This is a genomic window from Streptomyces sp. NPDC028711, assembly GCF_055565415.1.
Genome location: NZ_JBVHUJ010000007.1, coordinates 329,008 through 347,396, shown reverse-complemented (window position 1 = coordinate 347,396; position 18,389 = coordinate 329,008). Strand labels below are relative to the sequence as shown.

Sequence of the window (18,389 nt, the reverse complement as noted above, 5' to 3'; positions counted from 1 at the left end):
CAGACCAATTATCGCTAACTTCGTACGCTGTATAGAGTACCCTTCCCGAGCCAGCGGACGAGCATCGGAGGGCGCACGCATGAACCACCCCGTCGCAGCGGACAGCCACCACGTCATCCAGGTCCGTGGGGCCCGGGAGAACAACCTCAGGAACGTCGACGTCGACCTCCCCAAGCGCCGCCTCACCGTCTTCACCGGCGTCTCCGGCTCCGGGAAGTCCTCGCTCGTCTTCGGCACCATCGCGGCCGAGTCGCAGCGCCTCATCAACGAGACGTACAGCGCCTTCCTCCAGTCCTTCATGCCGACCCTCGCCCGCCCCGACGTGGACGGACTCCACAACCTGAGCGCGGCGATCGTCGTCGACCAGGAGCGGATGGGCGCCAACTCCCGCTCCACCGTGGGCACCGCCACCGACGCGTACACGATGCTGCGGATCGTCTTCAGCCGCCTCGGCACCCCGCACATCGGCACCTCCGGCGCCTTCAGCTTCAACCTGCCCGAAGGCATGTGCCCGCGCTGCGAGGGCGCCGGAGAGGTCTCCGACATCGACGTCGACCAGCTCGTGGACCGGGAGAAGAGCCTCGACGAGGGCGCGATCACCGTCCCCAACTTCGCCGTGGACTCCTGGTACTGGCGGATCATGGCCGAATCCGGCTTCTACCCGCGCGACAGGAAGCTCGCGGACTTCACCGAGCGGGAGTGGGAGGACTTCCTCCACAAGCCGTCCTGCAAGGTGAAGGTCGGCAGCAACACCTTCACCTACGAAGGGCTCGTGCCGAAGGTCCAGCGGCTCTTCCTCGCCAAGGACCGGGAGTCGCTCCAGGCCCACATCAAGGCCTTCGTCGACCGGGCGGTCGTCTTCCGCACCTGCCCCGAGTGCGAGGGCGCGCGGCTCACCCGGGCCGCGCTGTCCTCCCGTATCGACGGGGTGAACATCGCCGAGTGCTCGGCGATGCAGATCAGCGACCTCGCCGCGTTCGTCCGCCGGATGGAGGAGCCCTCCGTCGCCCCGCTCCTCGCCGGGCTGCGCGAGCTGCTCGACTCGCTCGTCGAGATCGGCCTCGGCTACCTCTCCCTCGACCGGTCGTCCGGCACGCTCTCCGGCGGCGAGGCGCAGCGCGTGAAGATGGTCCGCCACCTCGGCTCCCCGCTCACCGACGTCACGTACGTCTTCGACGAGCCGACCACCGGACTGCACCCGCACGACGTCCGCCGCATGAACGACCTGCTCCTGCGGCTGCGCGACAAGGGCAACACCGTCCTCGTCGTCGAGCACAAGCCCGAGGTCATCGAGATCGCCGACCACGTCGTCGACCTGGGACCGCGGGCCGGGACCGCGGGCGGCGAGATCTGCTACAGCGGGAACGTGCCGGGACTGCGCACCTCCGGCACCCTCACCGGGAACCACCTCGCGCACCGGGCGAAGCTCCGCCCCGAGGTACGCGTCCCCACCGGCGCCCTCGCCATCAGCGGCGCCACGCAGCACAACCTGAAGGACGTGAGCGTCGAGATCCCGACCGGGGTCCTCACCGTGGTCACGGGCGTGGCGGGCTCCGGCAAGTCCTCCCTCATCCACGGCAACCTGCCGGGCCGCGAGGGGGTCGTCGTCGCCGACCAGTCCCCCATCCGCGGCTCGCGGCGCTCGAACCCGGCGACGTACACGGGGCTCCTCGGCCCGATCCGTACGGCCTTCGCCAAGGCCAACGGCGTCAAGGCGGCGCTCTTCAGCGCCAACTCGGAGGGCGCCTGCCCGCGCTGCAACGGCCTCGGGCTCGTCTACACCGACCTGGCCATCGCGGCGGGCGTGGCCTCGGTCTGCGAGGAGTGCGAGGGCAAGCGGTTCACGCCCGAGGTCCTCACGTACCGGCTGGACGGGAAGAACATCCACGAGGTCCTTTCGCTGTCGATCGAGGAGGCGTACGACTTCTTCACGGCCCTCTCGGCGAAGGGCCAGGCCCGCACGATCCTCGGCCGCCTGAAGGACGTCGGCCTCGGCTACCTCCGCCTCGGCCAGCCCCTCAACACGCTCTCCGGCGGCGAGCGCCAACGCCTCAAGCTCGCCATCCACATGGCGGAGAAGGCCGCGGTCTACGTCCTCGACGAACCGACCACCGGCCTCCACCTCGCCGACGTCGACCAGCTCCTCGCCCTCCTCGACCGCCTCGTCGAGGCCGGCAACACGGTCGTCGTCATCGAGCACCACCAGGCCGTCATGGCCCACGCCGACTGGCTGATCGACCTGGGTCCGGGCGCGGGCCACGACGGCGGCCGGATCGTCTTCGAGGGCACGCCCGCCCAACTGGTCGAGAAGGGGGACACGCTGACGGCACGTCACCTGAGGGAGTACGTGGGCGGCTGACGGTCGCTCCGCGTCGCCATGGGCCAGGGCGGGTGACCGACGCCCCGCGTCGCCATGGGGCAGCCGGGGGCCGTACGCCCGTCCACCACGTGGAACCATCTGGACCCGGCTGCCGCGCGGAACGCACGATCACGTCATGACCAGCTATCTGATCCTGCACGGCTACCAGAACCACCGCACGCCCGGCCACTGGCAGCACTGGCTCGCCGGGGAGTTGCGCGGGCGGGGGCACGAGGTGCGGTATCCGCAGTTGCCCCGGCCCGACGCGCCCGTGCTCGGGGAGTGGCTCGCCGCCCTGGAGCAGCATGGGGAGCGGCCGGCCGAAGGTGAGTTCGTCGTCCTCGCGCACAGCCTGTCCGTGCTCCTCTGGCTGCGGGCGGGCGGACGCAGGCCCGAGGCCGACCGGGTGCTGCTCGTCGCCCCGCCGTCGCCGCCCGTGACCGCCTCGATCCCCGCGATCGCCGCCTTCGCCGACGGGCTCGACCTGACGGAGACGGGCCTCGGGGCGCGGCTCGTGTACGGCGACGGCGACCCGTACTGCCCGGAGGGCGCCGACCTGCACTACGGCGTCCCCCTCGGCCTGGACCTCGACCACGTACCGGGCGGCGCGCACCTCAATCCCGACTCGGGGTACGGGGAGTGGGCGTCGCTGCTGGAGTGGTGCGAGGACCCGGTGGTTCGGATCAAGGGGCGGTAGCGCGCGAGACGCCCCCCTAGGATCGGTCGGATGTACTCCGAGACCGCACCGTACGACCAGGGCCGGCTCGACGTGGGTGACGGGAACCTCGTCCACTGGGAGGTCTCCGGCAATCCGGCGGGCCGGCCCGCGCTCGTCGTGCACGGGGGGCCGGGCTCCGGGTCCTCCCCGCACAGCCGGCGGTACTTCGACCCGGAGGCGTACCGGCTCGTCCTCTTCGACCAGCGCGGCTGCGGACGCTCCACCCCGCACGCGAGCGACCCCGCCGCCGACATGGCCGTGAACACCACCGCGCACCTGATCGCCGACATGGAGCGGCTGCGCGAGCACCTCGGGATCGACCGGTGGCTGCTCTTCGGCGGCTCCTGGGGCTCGACCCTGATCCTGGCGTACGCCGAGGCCCATCCCGAGCGGGTCTCCGCGATCGTTCTCAACGGGGTGACCACCACCCGCCGCTCCGAGATCCGCTGGCTGTACGAGGGGGTCGCGCGGTTCTTCCCCGAGGCCCACGAGCGCTTCCGCTCGGGCGCCGGAATCCCGGACGGGCCCGAGACCGGCGCCGACCGGCTCGTCGCCGCGTACGCCGCCCTCATGAACCACCCCGACCTCGCCGTACGGCAGAAGGCCGCCGCCGACTGGTGCGCCTGGGAGGACGCCGTGCTCTCCCTCGAGGGCATGGGCACCCCGTACACCGACCGCGTCGACGACGCCCGCCTCGGCTTCGTCCGCGTCTGCTCCCACTACTTCGCGCACGGCGCCTGGCTGGAGGAGGGCGCGCTGCTCCGGGACGCCCACCGGCTCGCCGGCATCCCCGGTGTCCTCGTCCACGGCAGAGCCGACCTCGCCGGTCCCCTCGACACCGCCTGGGAGCTCGCCCGTGCCTGGCCGGACGCCGGACTCCGGGTGGTCGAGGGCGCCGGTCACCTCGGCGGCGAGGAGACCCGGAGGCACCTCCTGGACGCCCTCGACGGCTTCGCGAAGGGATGAGTCCACCGGGCGAGCCGGCTGCCCCGGCGGGATGATCGGGGTATGAGTCCCGAGATCCATCTCGCCCAGCAGCCGGAGGCCGACGCCCTGCTCGGCCGGTCCCCGCTCGCCGCGCTCGTCGGCATGCTCCTCGACCAGCAGGTTCCGATGGAATGGGCCTTCTCCGGGCCGTACACCATCGCCACCCGGCTCGGCGCGGACGATCTCGACGCGCACGAGATCGCCTCCCGGGACCCGGAGGAGTTCGCCGCGCTGCTCTCCGAGAAGCCCGCCGTGCACCGTTACCCCGGGTCGATGGCCCAGCGCGTACAGCAACTGTGCCGGTTCCTCGTCGACGAGTACGGGGGCGATGCCGAGGCCGTCTGGGCCGACGCGGCGCCCGGCGAGGAGCTGCTCGCGCGGCTCCAGGCGCTGCCCGGTTTCGGCAAGCAGAAGGCGCAGATCTTCCTGGCCCTGCTCGGCAAGCGGTACGGGGTACGGCCCACGGGCTGGCGGGAGGCGGCGGGACCGTACGGCGAGGAGGGCGCGTACCGCTCGGCCGCCGACATCACCGGACCGGAGTCGCTGGCGAAGGTGCGGGCCCACAAGCAGGAGATGAAGGCGGCCGCGAAAGCGGCGAAATCCGCGAAGGATCCCAAACCCTCCGGGAAATGACCCGTCCAGATTTCAATCCTGCTTCATGGGACAGGAATCGTGGAGAAGGTGTTCACAGGAGGCCCGGCGGATGGCTAACTTCCCCTCAACCTCGTCCGTAACGGGAAGGACTTCTGTGAACGCTACCCAGCGCCGAGCCGCGGCCATTCTGGCCGCCGCCGCCCTCGCCACCCCCCTGGTCCTCTCCTCCCCCGCCACCGCGGGGCAGGACCCGGCGGCCGCACCCGCCCGCGATGCCGCCAAGCTGGCGAAGAAGCTGGTCCGCGAAACCTCCGCCCAGGAGGCCTACAAGCACCTGCAGAAGTTCCAGGCGATAGCCGACTCGGCCGGCGGCAACCGCGCCGCCGGCACGCTCGGCCACGACGCCTCGGCCGCGTACGTGTACACGCAGCTCAAGAAGGCCGGTTACGACGTCTCGTACCAGCAGTTCGACTTCATCTACACCGAGACGCTCACCGAGAAGGCCTCCGTCGTCGCCCCCGAGCCCCGGACGCTCGACGTCAAGGCGATGACGTACACCAAGTCCACCCCCGTCGGCGGCATCACCACCGACCTCGTGGCCGTCCCCCTCGACGCCGACGGCACCACCGGCTGCGAGCCGGCCGACTACGCCACCGGCACCTTCACCGGGAAGATCGCGCTGATCAAGCGCGGTGGCTGCTCCTTCGCCATCAAGCAGCAGCAGGCCGCCGCGGCCGGTGCCGCCGCCGCCGTCATCTACAACAACGTCGAGGGCGTCCTCTCCGGCACCCTCAGCGAACCGGCCGCCGGCAAGATACCCACCGGCGGTCTCAGCCAGGCCGAGGGCGACAAGCTCGCCGCCGACCTCGCGAAGGGCCCGGTCTCGCTCTCCCTGGAGATCCGCCAGCTCCAGGAGAAGCGCGTCACCAACAACGTCATCGCGGAGACCAGGGGCGGCAACGCAGCCAACACCGTGATGCTCGGCTCGCACCTCGACTCCGTCACCGCGGGCCCCGGCATCAACGACAACGGCTCCGGCTCGGCCGGCCTCCTCCAGGCCGCCCTGGAACTCGCCCAGTCGAAGGACAAGGTCCGCAACAAGGTCCGCTTCGCCTGGTGGTCGGCGGAGGAGGTCGGCCTCCTCGGCTCCAAGCACTACGTGAACACCCGTACGGCGCTGGACAAGAAGGAGATCAAGCTCTACCTCAACTTCGACATGATCGCCTCGCCGAACTACGGGCTTTTCGTCTACGACGGCGACAACTCGGACAACGTCGGCGAGGACGCGGGACCCGAGGGCTCGGCCCAGCTGGAGCGGGACATCACCGACTTCATGGACAGGAGCGGAGTCCCGCACGAGGGCACCGACTTCACCGGCCGCTCCGACTACGGCCCGTTCATCGGGGTCGGCATCCCCTCCGGTGGCACCTTCACCGGCGCCGAGGGCGTCAAGACCGCCGCCCAGGCCGCCAAGTACGGCGGCGAGGCGGGCGTCGCCTACGACGTGAACTACCACGCGGCGGGCGACGACCTCGACAACGTCAACATGACGGCCTTCGACGTGAACATCGACGTCATCGCCAACGCCGTGGGCACCTACGCCCACGACATCTCCTCCCTGCGCAAGCCGGTCGTCTCCGTGCCCACCGAGGGCGACGCGGGCAGCGGCGGCGGCCTGCACGACGACCACCACGAGGTCACCGAGTAGTCGTCACCTCGCGTGAGGGCGTGGACGGTCACCTGCGCCGGCGGGCCGTCCACGTGAGGCGGCCGGCCGTCACCTGCGCCGGCGGGCCGTCCCGAAGAGCGAGCGGCTGATCTCCCGGCCCAGCTGGGTGCCGATCGACCGGGCCAGGGACGTGAAGATCCCGCTGCCCACCACCTGTTCGGCGAGCGAGGGCTCCTCCTTCCGACGAGGGGCCCTCGCGTCCGTCCCGGGCTTCTTCCCGGCTTCCCGCGCCTCCGCCGCTTCGAGCGCCGCCGCCTCCGCCGTCCGCTGCTCGGCCGTCAGCCTCTCGTACGCCGACTCCCGGTCCACCGCCTCCGCGTACCGGCCGAACAGCGGCGAAGCCTTCACCGCCGCGTCCAGCTCCGCCGCGCCGATCGGCCCCATCAGCGACTCCGGCGCACGCAGCCGGGTCGCGGCCACCGGGGTCGGGGCGCCCTCCTCGCTCAGTACGGTGACCACCGCCTCGCCCGTACCGAGGCCCGTGAGCACCTCCTCCAGGTCGTACGGCGACTTCGGAAACGTCCGTACGGTCGCCTTCAGCGCCTTGGCGTCGTCCGGGGTGAAGGCGCGCAGCGCGTGCTGCACCCGGTTGCCGAGCTGGGCGAGCACGTCCGGGGGAACGTCCTTCGGCGTCTGGGTCACGAAGAACACGCCGACCCCCTTCGAGCGGATCAGCCGCACCGTCTGGGTGATCGACTCCAGGAACGCCTTCGACGCCCCGCCGAAGAGCAGATGCGCCTCGTCGAAGAAGAAGACCAGCTTCGGCTTCTCCAGGTCGCCGACCTCCGGAAGGTCGTGGAAGAGGTCCGCGAGCATCCACATCAGGAACGTCGAGAAGAGCTGCGGCCTGTCCTGCACCGACGGCAGCTCCAGGACGGAGACGATCCCGCGCCCGTCCGCCGCCGTCCTCAGGAGCTCGGCCGTGTCGAACTCCGGCTCCCCGAAGAACCCGCCCGCGCCCTGCTGCTCGAAGGCCGTGAGCGCCCGCAGGATCACCCCGGCCGTCACCGTCGAGAGCCCGCCGATCCCCTTCAGCTCCGCCTTCCCGGTGTCCGACACCAGGAAGGCCACCACCGCCCTCAGGTCCTTGAGGTCCACGAGCTCCAGACCCTTGGAGTCGGCGTAGTGGAAGATCAGGCCGAGCGACTGCTCCTGCGTCTGGTTGAGCTGGAGCACCTTGGAGAGGAGTACGGGGCCGAAACCGGTCACCGTGGCGCGCACGGGGATGCCGGGGCCGATGCCCCCGAGCCCGTAGAACTCGCAGGGGAAGCCCTTGGCCGCCCAGCCCTGCCCGACCTGGGACGCCCGCTCGCGGACCTTCTCGCCGTCCACGCCGGGGGCCGAGATCCCGGAGACGTCGCCCTTGATGTCGGCGAGGAAGACCGGCACCCCGTGCGCGGACAGCTGCTCGGCGATCAGCTGGAGCGTCTTCGTCTTGCCGGTGCCGGTCGCGCCGGCGACCAGGCCGTGACGGTTGAGGACGGGCAGCGGGATGCGGACCGGAGCGTCCGGGTGACAGACGCCGTCCCAGAGCAGGGCCCCCAGATCGAGTGCCGCTCCGTCGAAGGCGTATCCCGCGGCGATCTCCGCCGAGGGGCTGGTCGACGGCTGCTCGCTCACGCTCATGACGGACCCCTGTCCCACTTGCGTACGGTTCGTCCCAGCATCGCACCCGGGTCGCGTGGCTGCGCCGGGAGCCGCTCGCCCGGTAGGCTTTCCGTGTGATCTTCAAGCGCATCGGAAACGGAAAGCCGTATCCCGACCACGGCCGGGAAAGCACCCGGCAGTGGGCGGACGTCGCCCCGCGCCCGGTCCGCCTCGATCAGCTGGTGACCACCAAGGGCCAGCTGGACCTGGAGACGCTGCTCGCCGAGGACTCCACCTTCTACGGCGACCTCTTCGCGCACGTCGTGAAGTGGCAGGGCGATCTCTACCTCGAGGACGGACTGCACCGCGCCGTCCGCGCGGCGCTCCAGCAGCGCCAGGTGCTGCACGCCCGCGTCCTGGAAATGGACTGAGACGGCGCCCACCGGCCCGCCCCGCTGAGCCTTTCGGGGTCAGTTCGCCCCCATCCGGACGCGATCACATGATCATCAAGTAGGCATCGCCGACGGGCGGCATTACGCTGCGTTCATGAGCATGCTCACTCCCCCCGGAATGGGCGGAAAGTACCGCATCACGGGGGACGTCTACCCGCGCATGCGCCGCCCCCACCGTCGGCGCAGGATCGTCCTCGCGGCCGCTGCTGCCGTGGTCGTGCTCGGCGCGGCAGGCTGGGGCACGCTCCAGCTCGTCGACGTCTTCTCCGGCGACGAGGGGAAGAAGACGACCGCCGGGAAACAGGCCGACTGCAAACCCGTCGCCCGCGCGACCGCCCCACCGGCCGCCGCCTTCCCCAAGCCCGCCCAGATCACGGTCAACGTCTACAACGCGACCCCGCGCAGCGGGCTCGCCAAGTCGACCGCGGACGAGCTCAAGAAGCGCGGCTTCAAGATCGGCAAGGTGGGGAACGCGCCCACCGCCTACGACAAGAAGGTCCCCGGCGCCGGCCTGCTGCTCGGCGCCACGACCGCCACCAAGGGCGCCTTCCCGGTCCTCGGCACCCAGCTCAAGGGCGCCACGACCAAGACGGACACCCGGGCCACGGCGGACGTCGACCTGATCATCGGCACCGCCTTCAAGACCCTGGCCCCGAAAGCGACGGCGGACGCGGCCCTGGTCGCCCTGACCAAGCCCGCGCCCGTACCTCCAGGAAAGTGCTGAGGGAGCTGTTCGCCGAAGCCGACTGCGCCTGTTCGGCGGAGCGGGATGTGTGTTACTCGGCGGAGCCGGCTGTGCCTTATTCGGCCGAGCCGTACATGCGGTCGCCCGCGTCGCCCAGGCCCGGAACGATGTAGCCGTTCTCGTTGAGACGCTCGTCGACCGAGGCCGTCACGACGGTGACGGGGGTGCCCGCGAGCTCGCGCTCCATGACCTCGACGCCCTCCGGGGCGGCGAGGAGCACCACCGCGGTCACGTCGTCCGCGCCGCGCTTGATGAGCTCCTGGATCGCCGCGACCAGCGTGCCGCCGGTCGCCAGCATCGGGTCGAGGACGTACACCTGGCGGCCCGAGAGGTCCTCGGGCATCCGCGTGGCGTAGGTCGACGCCTCCAGCGTCTCCTCGTTGCGGATCATGCCGAGGAAGCCGACCTCGGCGGTCGGGAGCAGCCGGACCATGCCGTCGAGCATGCCGAGCCCGGCACGCAGGATCGGGACCACCAGCGGACGCGGGTACGACAGCTTCACGCCGGTCGTGGGCGTGACGGGGGTCTCGATGTCGACCCGCTCGGTCCGGACGTCCCTGGTGGCCTCGTAGGCGAGCAGGGTGACCAGCTCGTCGGCGAGCCGGCGGAAGGTCGCGGAGTCCGTGCGCTTGTCGCGCAGAGTGGTGAGCTTGTGGGCGACCAGCGGGTGATCGACGACGTGGAGACGCATGACTCAACAGTAGCCCGCCGCGCACTGGCATCCACCCACGCGGCTGGGGGAAGGTGGAGGGCACGGGGACCCAGCGATGGGGTGGAGTGTCCGATGCCCGACCTTGCACAGAAGCGTGGCGAGCCCCCCGAGGAACCTCGCCCGGAGACCGACACGGAGCGCCGCAGGCGCCGCGCCCAGTTCCTCCGCGAACTGAACGAGGCCAAGGCGCTGCGCGAGCGCGTACAGCCGAGACGCGCGCGGGCCGCCCGGATGCGCCAAGCCATGCGGATGCGCACCTTCCGCTGGTGAGACCCGCCAGGCCACCACGCCCGCCTCTCCCGCCCCTCCGCTGGTGAGCGGCCCCGGTACGGCCCGTTGTGCGCCCCCTCCGTGCGCCGGGGTCGCACGCCCACCCGATCGCGGGGTCGTTCAGACTGATGCACGACGCAAGAGCCGAAGACCTCTCCTGTGGGCGCCGTTTCTGTCACGATGCCGATTGGGCGGGCATCAGGAGCGCGCCGCCGGAACGTCACACCTCTGATCAGTGGGAGAGAGTCAGGTGTACTTCGCCGCACTGCTCGCGCGCACCGAAGACGGGTGGGAAGCGAGCGACACGGAGCTCGACGACGTGGAGACCCTGTCGGATCTGACCGAGCTGGCCCGCGAGGCCTCGGACGACGACACGGTGATCGTCTACATCGAGCAGGAGGACGCGTGGTTCGGGATCGTACGGATCGAGGGTGAGGAAGACCCTCGTATCTACGTCTCGGACGGCGCCGCCGCCGCCCGTTCCTCGTACGGGGAGATCCTCACCCGGGAGATCCTCGGTGACGACCTGGACGACATCGTCGACGAGCTCGAGTCCCTGGACCTGGACGGTACGGAGGACGGGGAGCCGCTCGACGGCGCCACGGACGACGACGGAGACACCGGCATCGCCGCCGAGGCCGTGCCGGCCGCGCCGGTCGGCGACCGGCTGATCCTGGCCGACCTCGGTGTGGCGCCGGCCGACCTGCTGGCGCTCGACAGCGACGCCCTCTCGGTGATCGCGGACGCCCTGGGTGCGGCCGAGGTCCTGGAGGCCGTCCGCTAGTGGCACCCGCTGTACCTGCCCCTGACCCGACGACCGGCGCCACGAACGGCCCCTCGGGGAGGCCCGGGGGTCCGCCGAGGGGCGGGCCCGTGGCCGACCCCGTACGGGACATGGCCGCCGAGCCCGTACGGGAGGTGACCGATCCCGTACGGGACGAGGCCTCCGACCCCGTACGAGACCCCTGGCGGGAGGCCATGCGGCTCGCTCTCGCCGAGGCGGAGGCGGCCGTGTCGGCCGGTGACGTACCGGTCGGCGCGGTCGTGCTCTCCCCCGAGGGCTCCGTGCTCGCACGGGCGCACAACGAGCGGGAGGCGACCGGCGATCCCACCGCGCACGCCGAGGTGCTCGCGCTCCGCCGCGCGGCCCTGGCGACCGGCGAGTGGCGCCTGACGGGGTGCACGCTCGTCGTGACCCTGGAGCCGTGCGTGATGTGCGCGGGCGCGCTCGTCCAGTCGCGGGTCGAGCGGGTGGTGTTCGGCGCACCGGACGAGAAGGCGGGCGCGGCCGGTTCGCTCTGGGACCTCGTACGGGACCGCCGGCTCAACCACCGCCCCGAGGTGATCCACGGCGTGCTCGGCGAAGAGTGCGCGCAGCAGCTGACGGCCTTCTTCCGCACCCGCTGACCCGGGCTCCCACCTGCGCCGGGATACGGATTTCATCGCAGCGGCAGTTTCGGCTAAGCTCTCTCTCGGTAGCGTGTCCGAGCGGCCGAAGGAGCTCGCCTCGAAAGCGAGTGTGGCGCAAGTCACCGAGGGTTCAAATCCCTCCGCTACCGCTTCGATCGAAGGGCCTGGTGCATCAGCACCGGGCCCTTCGGCGTATCTCCGGGCCCCTGAGTGCCCGTAGGGGGCGCGTACGCGAAAGGCCCCGTCCACGCGGGCGCGTGGACGGGGCCTTCTTCGTAGGACGGGGGGAGCGGCATCGGGGGGACAAGCCGCTCCCCCCGATGAGAACCGGTCCTTCAGGTCCTGCGCCGCGGTCAGGGGGAAGCTCGCGGCGCGGACCCCGCAGTGGGGGCCGGTTCCTGGGGCCCTCCGGATTCCTGCCGGATCCGCCGGGCCCGACATCCATCCTGCTCGCCCGTCACCCTTACGGGGGGCGGCAAAAGGCCTCGATCTCCGGGCCCTTGGTCCATAAAGGCTCGGTTAGAGTGGCGCGGTCGTGCGGCGGGGGAACTGGGGAGGGCTGATCAGTGGTGCAAGCGAAGAAGGTCGTGCTGTACGCGGTCTCGGTCTTTGTGCTGTACACGATCGTCACGTCTCCGGAGAGGGCCGCCGACCTCGTGCAGGTAGGGTTCGAGGGCATTGCCAGCGCCGCCCAGGGAGTCGGTCAGTTCATGACCGAACTCATCAATTAGGAGTCCCTCCGTGATCCGCCATCTGGTCCTGTTCAAGCTCAACGACGGCGTCGCCCGCGACGAGCCGCGTGTCGTCGCCGGTGTCGAGGCGTTCCGCGCGCTCGGCGGGCAGATCCCGGAGCTGAGGTTCTGGGAGTGCGACTGGAACATCACCGACCGGCCGATCGCGTACGACTTCGCCATCAACTCGGCCGTCGACGACACGGACGCGCTCCAGCGGTACCTGGAGCACCCCGCGCACCAGGCGGGCGTCGCCCAGTGGCGCGAGTTCGCCACCTGGGTGATCGCGGACTACGCCTTCTAGCCCTCGTTCGCCCCGGGGCCCCCTGCCGTCGAGGCGGGGGGCCTTTTCCGTGGGTGACCTCGCCTTTTTCCGCCATCATGCCCTCAACACGTCACTATGCGGTGCTTGCACACAGTGGACATGTCTTGTGATGCTATGACCGCTTTTGACGGATGAGTTGACCGTAGTTGACCCAGTCGACCAGCAAGACCAGCCAAAGGGGTGGCGTGAACGTGCCGGCCAGTACTGCACCTCAAGTCCCGCCCCAGCACGAGGCAGGCGGCGCGGAGACCCCGCGCACCCGGCCCCAGAGCACCCGCGGCGCCGATACCCGCGCCCTCACCCAGGTGCTCTTCGGGCAGCTCAAGAACCTGGAACCGGGCACTCCGGAGCACCACCGGGTGCGCGGGGCCCTCATCGAGGCCAACCTGCCCCTCGTGCGGTACGCGGCGGCCCGCTTCCGCTCCCGCAACGAGCCGATGGAGGACGTCGTCCAGGTCGGCACCATCGGCCTGATCAACGCCATCGACCGCTTCGACCCCGACCGGGGCGTGCAGTTCCCGACCTTCGCCATGCCCACGGTCGTCGGGGAGATCAAGCGGTACTTCCGCGACAACGTCCGCACCGTGCACGTGCCGCGCCGGCTGCACGAGCTCTGGGTCCAGGTGAACGGCGCGACCGAGGACCTGACGACCGCCCACGGCCGCTCCCCCACGACGGCCGAGATCGCCGAGCGGCTGCGGATCGGCGAGGACGAGGTGCTCGCCTGCATCGAGGCGGGACGCTCGTACCACGCCACCTCCCTGGAGGCCGCGCAGGAGGGCGACGGGCTGCCCGGACTGCTCGACCGGCTCGGCTACGAGGACCCGGCCCTCGCCGGGGTCGAGCACCGCGACCTCGTCCGGCATCTGCTCGTACAACTGCCCGAGCGCGAGCAGCGGATCCTGATGCTGCGCTACTACAGCAACTTGACCCAGTCTCAGATCAGCCAGGAGCTCGGCGTCTCCCAGATGCATGTGTCAAGGCTCCTCGCCCGCAGCTTCGCACGTTTGAGATCCGCAAACAGGATCGAGGCGTAGCCGGAACGGGTAGACCGGTTCGGAGCAGTTCTGCCGCGCCCCAAATGCCGCACACCCCTTGTTTCCTGCGGAAATACACACTCTCCTTGTCGACAAGTCACTACAGCGTGTTGCCGACATGTGACATTCTGCTGGAACCGAGTTTGCCGCAGCCCCGCCGCCGGTATTCAGGTGGCAGCTGCGTTCCTCAGATGGTCGCGGCCACCGCGACCGTCCGCGACCTCAAGGGGGTGGCATGTCCACAGAACTGGGCAGCTCGAAGGTGCTCACGCTCACGCCCGTTTCCGTGCCCACGCAGACGACGGCGCCGACCGCGACCGGGCCCGTACAGGCCGCCGCGAGCGCCGACACCTCGCCTCCGCCCATGGTCGTCACCACGGGAGCCCTCGACACCCGCACCCTCTCCCGCTCCCTCTTCCTGCGGCTGCGCGCCCTCGACACCGAAGGCGCCGCAGCCGACAGCCCGGAGCGGACCTACGTCCGCGACACGCTCATCGAGCTCAACCTCCCCCTCGTGCGGTACGCGGCGGCCCGCTTCCGCTCCCGCAACGAGCCGATGGAGGACATCGTCCAGGTCGGCACCATCGGCCTGATCAAGGCGATCGACCGCTTCGACTGCGAACGGGGCGTGGAGTTCCCGACGTTCGCGATGCCGACGGTCGTCGGCGAGATCAAGCGCTTCTTCCGCGACACCTCCTGGTCGGTGCGGGTCCCGCGCCGGCTCCAGGAGCTGCGCCTCGCCCTCACCAAGGCCAGCGACGAGCTCGCGCAGAAGCTCGACCGCTCGCCCACCGTGCCCGAACTCGCCGCCGTGCTCGGGGTGTCGGAGGAGGACGTCGTCGACGGCCTCGCCGTGGGCAACGCGTACACCGCGTCCTCGCTCGACTCCCCCTCGCCCGAGGACGACGGCGGCGAGGGCTCGCTCGCCGACCGCCTGGGCTACGAGGACACGGCGCTCGAAGGCGTCGAGTACCGCGAGTCGCTCAAGCCGCTGCTCGCCAAACTGCCGCCCCGCGAGCGGCAGATCATCATGCTGCGCTTCTTCGCCAACATGACCCAGTCGCAGATCGGCGAGGAGGTCGGCATCTCGCAGATGCACGTCTCGCGGCTGCTCACCCGCACCCTCGCCCAGCTGCGCGAAGGCCTCATCGCCGACTGAGTTCCGTCGAAGGGCTCCCTTGTTGACGGACCGTCAGACAAACTGGCGGTCATGAGGCGAAGGAAGCCCGGACTCGTAGCGGTGGCGCTCTGCCTCGGCGGAGCGCTGACCGCCTGTGGCGGCGGAGGAGACGGCGAGGGGTACGCGGCGGTGGGCGCCGGCCCCTCACCGAAGGGCGCGGCCACACCCTCCGGGGCGGTCACCCTGATCCCCCTGGACAGCCCGAGTGTCAGCGGGACGACGTCCAGCACGTCGTACCCGTCACCGGCTCCGGACACGGACCCCTTGGACCGGAATTCGGGCACGGGGCCCGGCTCCGGACCCGATGCGGCTCGGGACTCGCCCCCTGCCCCCGGCGCTTCCGGTCCCTCGGATACGGGCGGGAGTACGGGGTCGAGTACGGCTCCGGCCCCGCGACCCGGGGGCAGTACTCCTCCTCGTACCCCCTCCGCGCCGCCGCCCACCCGGCCCACACCCGGCACCGGCACGCCCGCACCGCCCGCGTCCCCCACGCCCGCTCCCGCTCCCGCCCTGCTCACCGTCTCCGCGCCCGTCCTCGCGGACGGCGAGCGGCGCTGGTGCGAGCGGGTCACCGTCACCTTCCGGAACAGCGGCGGCACACCGGCCCGCTCGGGAACGGTCACCTTCTCCACCGACGTCATCGGCGCCCTCGGCATCCACTGGGCGACGCTCACCTTCGCCCAGCCCCTGCCCGCGCCGATCGCCGCGGGGGCGGCGCGGACGGAGACGTACACCGTCTGCGTGGACTCCTGGCGGGTGCCGCTCGGGATGCGGATCGACACCCGGAAGGTCTCCGCTACCTGGCGGTGACGGGGAAGCTCACCTCGGTCAGGCGCTCCGAGAGCTCCCACAGCGTGCGGCCCGTCCCGGGGTCGGCCGCCGCGGTGGAGAGACGTACCCGCGTGGGCGCGCCGCGCAGCTCACCCATGCCGTCGGGGCCGATGAACTCGCCGCCCTCCAGGCCCGGTTCGGTCGCCGCGTACAGCTGCGGCAGCGCTCCCCGCTCGGGGCGCTGGGCGAGCAACGGGTTGCCGATGCGGCCGAAGACCAGCTTGACGAGGCCGGAGGTGTCCCGGGTCTGGAGCCGGGTCGCCGTGTAGCCGGGGTGGGCGAGGAGGCTCCGGACCGGGCTGCCGGACGCGCTCAGGCGCCGGTGCAGCTCCTGCCCGAAGACGGCGTTGGCGAACTTGGACTGGTTGTACCGGGCCATGGGTGCGTAGCCGCGCTCGCCCGTGAGGTCGTCGAGGTGGAGGCTGCCCTGGCGGTGGTTGATCGAGCTGACGGTGACCACCCGGGGGTCCCGTCCGGCGGCGAGCAGGTCGAGCAGCAGCCCGGTGAGCGCGAAGTGACCGAGGTGGTTGACCGCGAACTGGACCTCGTACCCCTGGGGGCTCAGCGTGCGGGGCGGCGCCATCACGCCCGCGTTGTTGACGAGGACGTCCAGGCGGGGGTGCTCCTCGCGCAGCCGGCCGGCGAAGGCGCGTACCGAGTCGAGGTCGGCGAGGTCCAGCGGGCGTACGGCGAGCAGGCCCGGCGCGATCCCGGCCGCGACGAGCTCGTCGACGGCCCGGCGGCCCTTCTCCTCGTCCCGTACGGCGAGGATCACGCGGCCGCCCCGGCGGGCGAGCTCCCTGGTGGTGGCGAGGCCGAGGCCGCTGTTGGCCCCGGTGACGACGAAGAGCCGCCCGGTCTGGTCCGGGATCCGGTCGGCGGTCCAGCGCTGCTTCTTGGTCATGCGACACACGCTGCCGCGTATGTCACTAAGTGTCAAGTGTGCGTTTGAGTGCCATCGAGGCGCCCTGGTGACGCCGAAGGCACCGCGTTACGATGCGCCCGTGAGCACCCCCGAAGTCCACCCCGGTCCCGGCCGAGCCCACGGCCCGGGCCAGGCCCCTGGCCACGTTCCCGGCCGAGCCGTCGGCCCCACCGCCGCCAGCCTGGCCCAGCGCAAGCGTCAGCTCGTCGCGACCGAGCTCACCGAGGCGGCCCTCCAGCTGCTCGCCCTCAAGGGCTTCGACGCCGTCACCGTCGACGAGATCGCGACCACCGCCGGGGTCTCCAAGCGGACCTTCTTCCGGTACTTCGCGTCCAAGGAGGACGTGGTCGTCCAGTTCCTGGCCGACATGGGCGCCGACATGCGTGCGGGCCTCGCCGCCCGGCCCGCCGGGGAGCGCCCCTCCGAGGCACTCCTGCACGCCGTCTCCGTACCCCTGACGATCTGCGACGACCACGCCGACCGGGCCCTGCCGGTGGTCCGGCTGATCCTGCGCACCCCCGCCCTGCTCGCCCGCTTCCTCGAGCACCAGGCGCGGTGGCGGGAGGACCTGACGGAGGAACTGGCGGCCCGTCTGGAGCGCGACCCCCGTGCCGACCTCTACCCCCGGCTGGCCGCGGGCATGGCGCTCGCCGCCTTCGACACCGTGCTGCACCGGTGGAGCGAGGGCGAGGACGCCGGGAGCTCCGCGGACCCGGGCGCCCTGATCGGAGAGGCCTTCGCGGTGCTCGCACCCGCCCTGGACACCCCCTGAGCGCACGCCCCATTGCGCGGCGAAAAGAAGGGTGGGCCGGGTCCGCGTGACGCGGATCCGGCCCACCCGGGGCTCAGTGAAGGACGGGCCGGTCAGCCCAGGGCCAGCCAGGCGGCCACCGCCAGGACGACGATCGCCGCGACGACACCCACGATCAGGCCGGCCTTCGGGCCGCCCGAGGAGGCCACGGCCTGAGGCTGCTGCTGCCGCGGGGCACCCTCGTCGACGAAGGCGCGGAACATCTGGGTGTTGCCGGCGGGGTCGTAACCCTCGGGGCTCTGCCCCTGGGGGCCCTGACCCTGGCCGTACGGTGCTTGGGGGTTGTGTGCCATGGGCCGGACCCTAGCGAAGTCGGGGTGAGGGGCCCAAGCCCACCGCCCACATCCCGCCCCCGACCCACACCGGCCCCACACCTCGGCTGCCTTTGCCGATTCTTTAGCGCCGTTTGACCGATTTAGTTTGCCTGGAGCAACCATCCATCTCTATGGTTGCCCTAAGCAACGACATCCCATGGAGTGCCTGATGGACAGAGGCAATCGGTACGAGAACCTCGCCCGCCAGGTGAGCGCCATCGGAGCGGTGAAGCGTGGACTCGCGCGGACCCTGCCGGCCGAGTGCCCCGGCGGATCCGCGATCGTCCTCGCCCTGCTCCACCGGCACGGCGACATGCGGATCGGCCGGATGTCCGAGCTGATGGCCGTCGACATGTCCGTCAGCAGCCGTCATGTGGCCCACACCGTGGACCGCGGATGGGTCGAGCGACTGCCCGACCCCGACGACAAGCGCTCCCGCATCCTGCACCTGACCCGGGCGGGCGAAGACATGCTCGCCGTCCTCGACCGACGGCTGACCGACATGCTCGCCCGCACGCTCGCGGAGTGGTCCGACGACGACGTCGAACTGCTCACCCGCCTGCTCGCCCGCCTCCGCGATTCCTTCGGGGACTGTCGGGCCCACCACGCTTGAGAACGAAGGAAGTTGATGGCTACGACGACCACACCAGAGACCGGTGTGCGCGGCGGCAG

General features: G+C 71.1%; 21 protein-coding genes and 1 tRNA gene. 18 read left to right on the top strand and 4 right to left on the bottom strand.

Going from position 1 to position 18,389, the window contains the following annotated elements; translation table 11 throughout:
* Nucleotides 1-79 precede the first annotated feature (79 nt).
* The 5 genes from ACZ4VK_RS23465 (at nt 80) to ACZ4VK_RS23445 (ending at nt 6,366) form a co-directional block, all read left to right on the top strand.
* On the top strand, nt 80-2,359 hold the full coding sequence (locus ACZ4VK_RS23465) for an ATP-binding cassette domain-containing protein (protein WP_468355123.1): 2,280 nt from the start codon (nt 80-82) through the stop codon (nt 2,357-2,359).
* A gap of 136 nt (nt 2,360-2,495) precedes the next feature.
* Nucleotides 2,496-3,056: an RBBP9/YdeN family alpha/beta hydrolase gene (locus ACZ4VK_RS23460; protein WP_468355120.1), complete on the top strand. Its 561-nt coding sequence runs from the start codon at nt 2,496-2,498 to the stop codon at nt 3,054-3,056.
* A gap of 30 nt (nt 3,057-3,086) precedes the next feature.
* A complete protein-coding gene (gene pip / locus ACZ4VK_RS23455) occupies nt 3,087-4,043 on the top strand; it encodes a prolyl aminopeptidase (RefSeq protein ID WP_468355117.1) in 957 nt (318 codons plus the stop codon).
* Nucleotides 4,044-4,085: 42 nt separating this feature from the next.
* Nucleotides 4,086-4,697, top strand: coding sequence for an HhH-GPD-type base excision DNA repair protein (locus ACZ4VK_RS23450; RefSeq protein WP_468355114.1), 612 nt, complete (start codon nt 4,086-4,088; stop codon nt 4,695-4,697).
* A 115-nt stretch (nt 4,698-4,812) separates the two neighbouring features.
* Nucleotides 4,813-6,366: a M28 family metallopeptidase gene (locus ACZ4VK_RS23445; RefSeq protein WP_468355111.1), complete on the top strand. Its 1,554-nt coding sequence runs from the start codon at nt 4,813-4,815 to the stop codon at nt 6,364-6,366.
* A gap of 69 nt (nt 6,367-6,435) precedes the next feature.
* On the opposite strand, the gene ACZ4VK_RS23440 is transcribed toward ACZ4VK_RS23445, so the two are convergent.
* Nucleotides 6,436-8,013, bottom strand: coding sequence for a helicase HerA-like domain-containing protein (locus tag ACZ4VK_RS23440; RefSeq protein ID WP_468355108.1), 1,578 nt, complete (start codon nt 8,011-8,013; stop codon nt 6,436-6,438).
* A gap of 95 nt (nt 8,014-8,108) precedes the next feature.
* Here ACZ4VK_RS23440 and ACZ4VK_RS23435 point away from each other — a divergent pair, with 95 nt between their 5' ends.
* Nucleotides 8,109-8,405: a type II toxin-antitoxin system VapB family antitoxin gene (locus ACZ4VK_RS23435; protein WP_015034993.1), complete on the top strand. Its 297-nt coding sequence runs from the start codon at nt 8,109-8,111 to the stop codon at nt 8,403-8,405.
* 115 nt (nt 8,406-8,520) lie between these two features.
* Nucleotides 8,521-9,150 (top strand): LytR C-terminal domain-containing protein, encoded by a 630-nt coding sequence (locus tag ACZ4VK_RS23430; protein WP_468355105.1) that lies wholly within the window; start codon nt 8,521-8,523, stop codon nt 9,148-9,150.
* A gap of 76 nt (nt 9,151-9,226) precedes the next feature.
* Here the strand turns inward: ACZ4VK_RS23430 and upp are convergent, their stop codons facing one another.
* Entirely contained in the window at nt 9,227-9,862 is a 636-nt protein-coding gene (upp, locus tag ACZ4VK_RS23425) for a uracil phosphoribosyltransferase (RefSeq protein WP_468355102.1), read from the bottom strand.
* A gap of 93 nt (nt 9,863-9,955) precedes the next feature.
* On the opposite strand from upp, the gene ACZ4VK_RS23420 reads away from it, so the two are divergent.
* The 9 genes from ACZ4VK_RS23420 (at nt 9,956) to ACZ4VK_RS23380 (ending at nt 15,646) form a co-directional block, all read left to right on the top strand.
* Nucleotides 9,956-10,153, top strand: coding sequence for a hypothetical protein (locus tag ACZ4VK_RS23420; RefSeq protein ID WP_389684666.1), 198 nt, complete (start codon nt 9,956-9,958; stop codon nt 10,151-10,153).
* A gap of 250 nt (nt 10,154-10,403) precedes the next feature.
* On the top strand, nt 10,404-10,937 hold the full coding sequence (locus ACZ4VK_RS23415) for a tRNA adenosine deaminase-associated protein (RefSeq protein WP_468355098.1): 534 nt from the start codon (nt 10,404-10,406) through the stop codon (nt 10,935-10,937).
* Nucleotides 10,938-11,047: 110 nt separating this feature from the next.
* Nucleotides 11,048-11,560: a tRNA adenosine(34) deaminase TadA gene (tadA, locus tag ACZ4VK_RS23410; RefSeq protein ID WP_468355347.1), complete on the top strand. Its 513-nt coding sequence runs from the start codon at nt 11,048-11,050 to the stop codon at nt 11,558-11,560.
* Nucleotides 11,561-11,627: 67 nt separating this feature from the next.
* Nucleotides 11,628-11,712 (top strand) — tRNA-Ser (locus ACZ4VK_RS23405).
* Between the two features lie 417 nt (nt 11,713-12,129).
* Nucleotides 12,130-12,294 carry a hypothetical protein gene (locus ACZ4VK_RS23400; RefSeq protein ID WP_468355095.1) on the top strand — a complete coding sequence of 55 codons (165 nt, stop codon included), beginning with the start codon at nt 12,130-12,132 and terminating at the stop codon, nt 12,292-12,294.
* Between the two features lie 10 nt (nt 12,295-12,304).
* Nucleotides 12,305-12,598, top strand: a complete 294-nt coding sequence (locus ACZ4VK_RS23395; RefSeq protein ID WP_468355092.1) for a Dabb family protein — start codon at nt 12,305-12,307, stop codon at nt 12,596-12,598.
* A 212-nt stretch (nt 12,599-12,810) separates the two neighbouring features.
* Nucleotides 12,811-13,656, top strand: coding sequence for an RNA polymerase sigma factor SigF (locus tag ACZ4VK_RS23390; protein WP_266894342.1), 846 nt, complete (start codon nt 12,811-12,813; stop codon nt 13,654-13,656).
* A gap of 235 nt (nt 13,657-13,891) precedes the next feature.
* Nucleotides 13,892-14,815, top strand: a complete 924-nt coding sequence (locus ACZ4VK_RS23385; RefSeq protein ID WP_468355088.1) for an RNA polymerase sigma factor SigF — start codon at nt 13,892-13,894, stop codon at nt 14,813-14,815.
* 51 nt (nt 14,816-14,866) lie between these two features.
* Nucleotides 14,867-15,646, top strand: coding sequence for a hypothetical protein (locus ACZ4VK_RS23380; protein WP_468355085.1), 780 nt, complete (start codon nt 14,867-14,869; stop codon nt 15,644-15,646).
* Here the strand turns inward: ACZ4VK_RS23380 and ACZ4VK_RS23375 are convergent.
* A complete protein-coding gene (locus tag ACZ4VK_RS23375; protein ID WP_468355082.1) occupies nt 15,633-16,571 on the bottom strand; it encodes an oxidoreductase in 939 nt (312 codons plus the stop codon). The two genes, ACZ4VK_RS23380 and ACZ4VK_RS23375, sit on opposite strands and share 14 nt — an antisense overlap.
* Before the next feature lie 100 nt (nt 16,572-16,671).
* Here ACZ4VK_RS23375 and ACZ4VK_RS23370 point away from each other — a divergent pair, with 100 nt between their 5' ends.
* The gene (locus ACZ4VK_RS23370) at nt 16,672-17,364 is read left to right on the top strand and encodes a TetR family transcriptional regulator (protein WP_468355079.1); all 693 of its coding nucleotides are present in this window, start codon (nt 16,672-16,674) and stop codon (nt 17,362-17,364) included.
* A 92-nt stretch (nt 17,365-17,456) separates the two neighbouring features.
* On the opposite strand, the gene ACZ4VK_RS23365 is transcribed toward ACZ4VK_RS23370, so the two are convergent.
* A complete protein-coding gene (locus ACZ4VK_RS23365) occupies nt 17,457-17,696 on the bottom strand; it encodes a hypothetical protein (protein WP_468355076.1) in 240 nt (79 codons plus the stop codon).
* 190 nt (nt 17,697-17,886) lie between these two features.
* On the opposite strand from ACZ4VK_RS23365, the gene ACZ4VK_RS23360 reads away from it, so the two are divergent.
* The gene (locus ACZ4VK_RS23360; RefSeq protein WP_468355073.1) at nt 17,887-18,330 is read left to right on the top strand and encodes a MarR family winged helix-turn-helix transcriptional regulator; all 444 of its coding nucleotides are present in this window, start codon (nt 17,887-17,889) and stop codon (nt 18,328-18,330) included.
* Nucleotides 18,331-18,389: the final 59 nt, after the last annotated feature.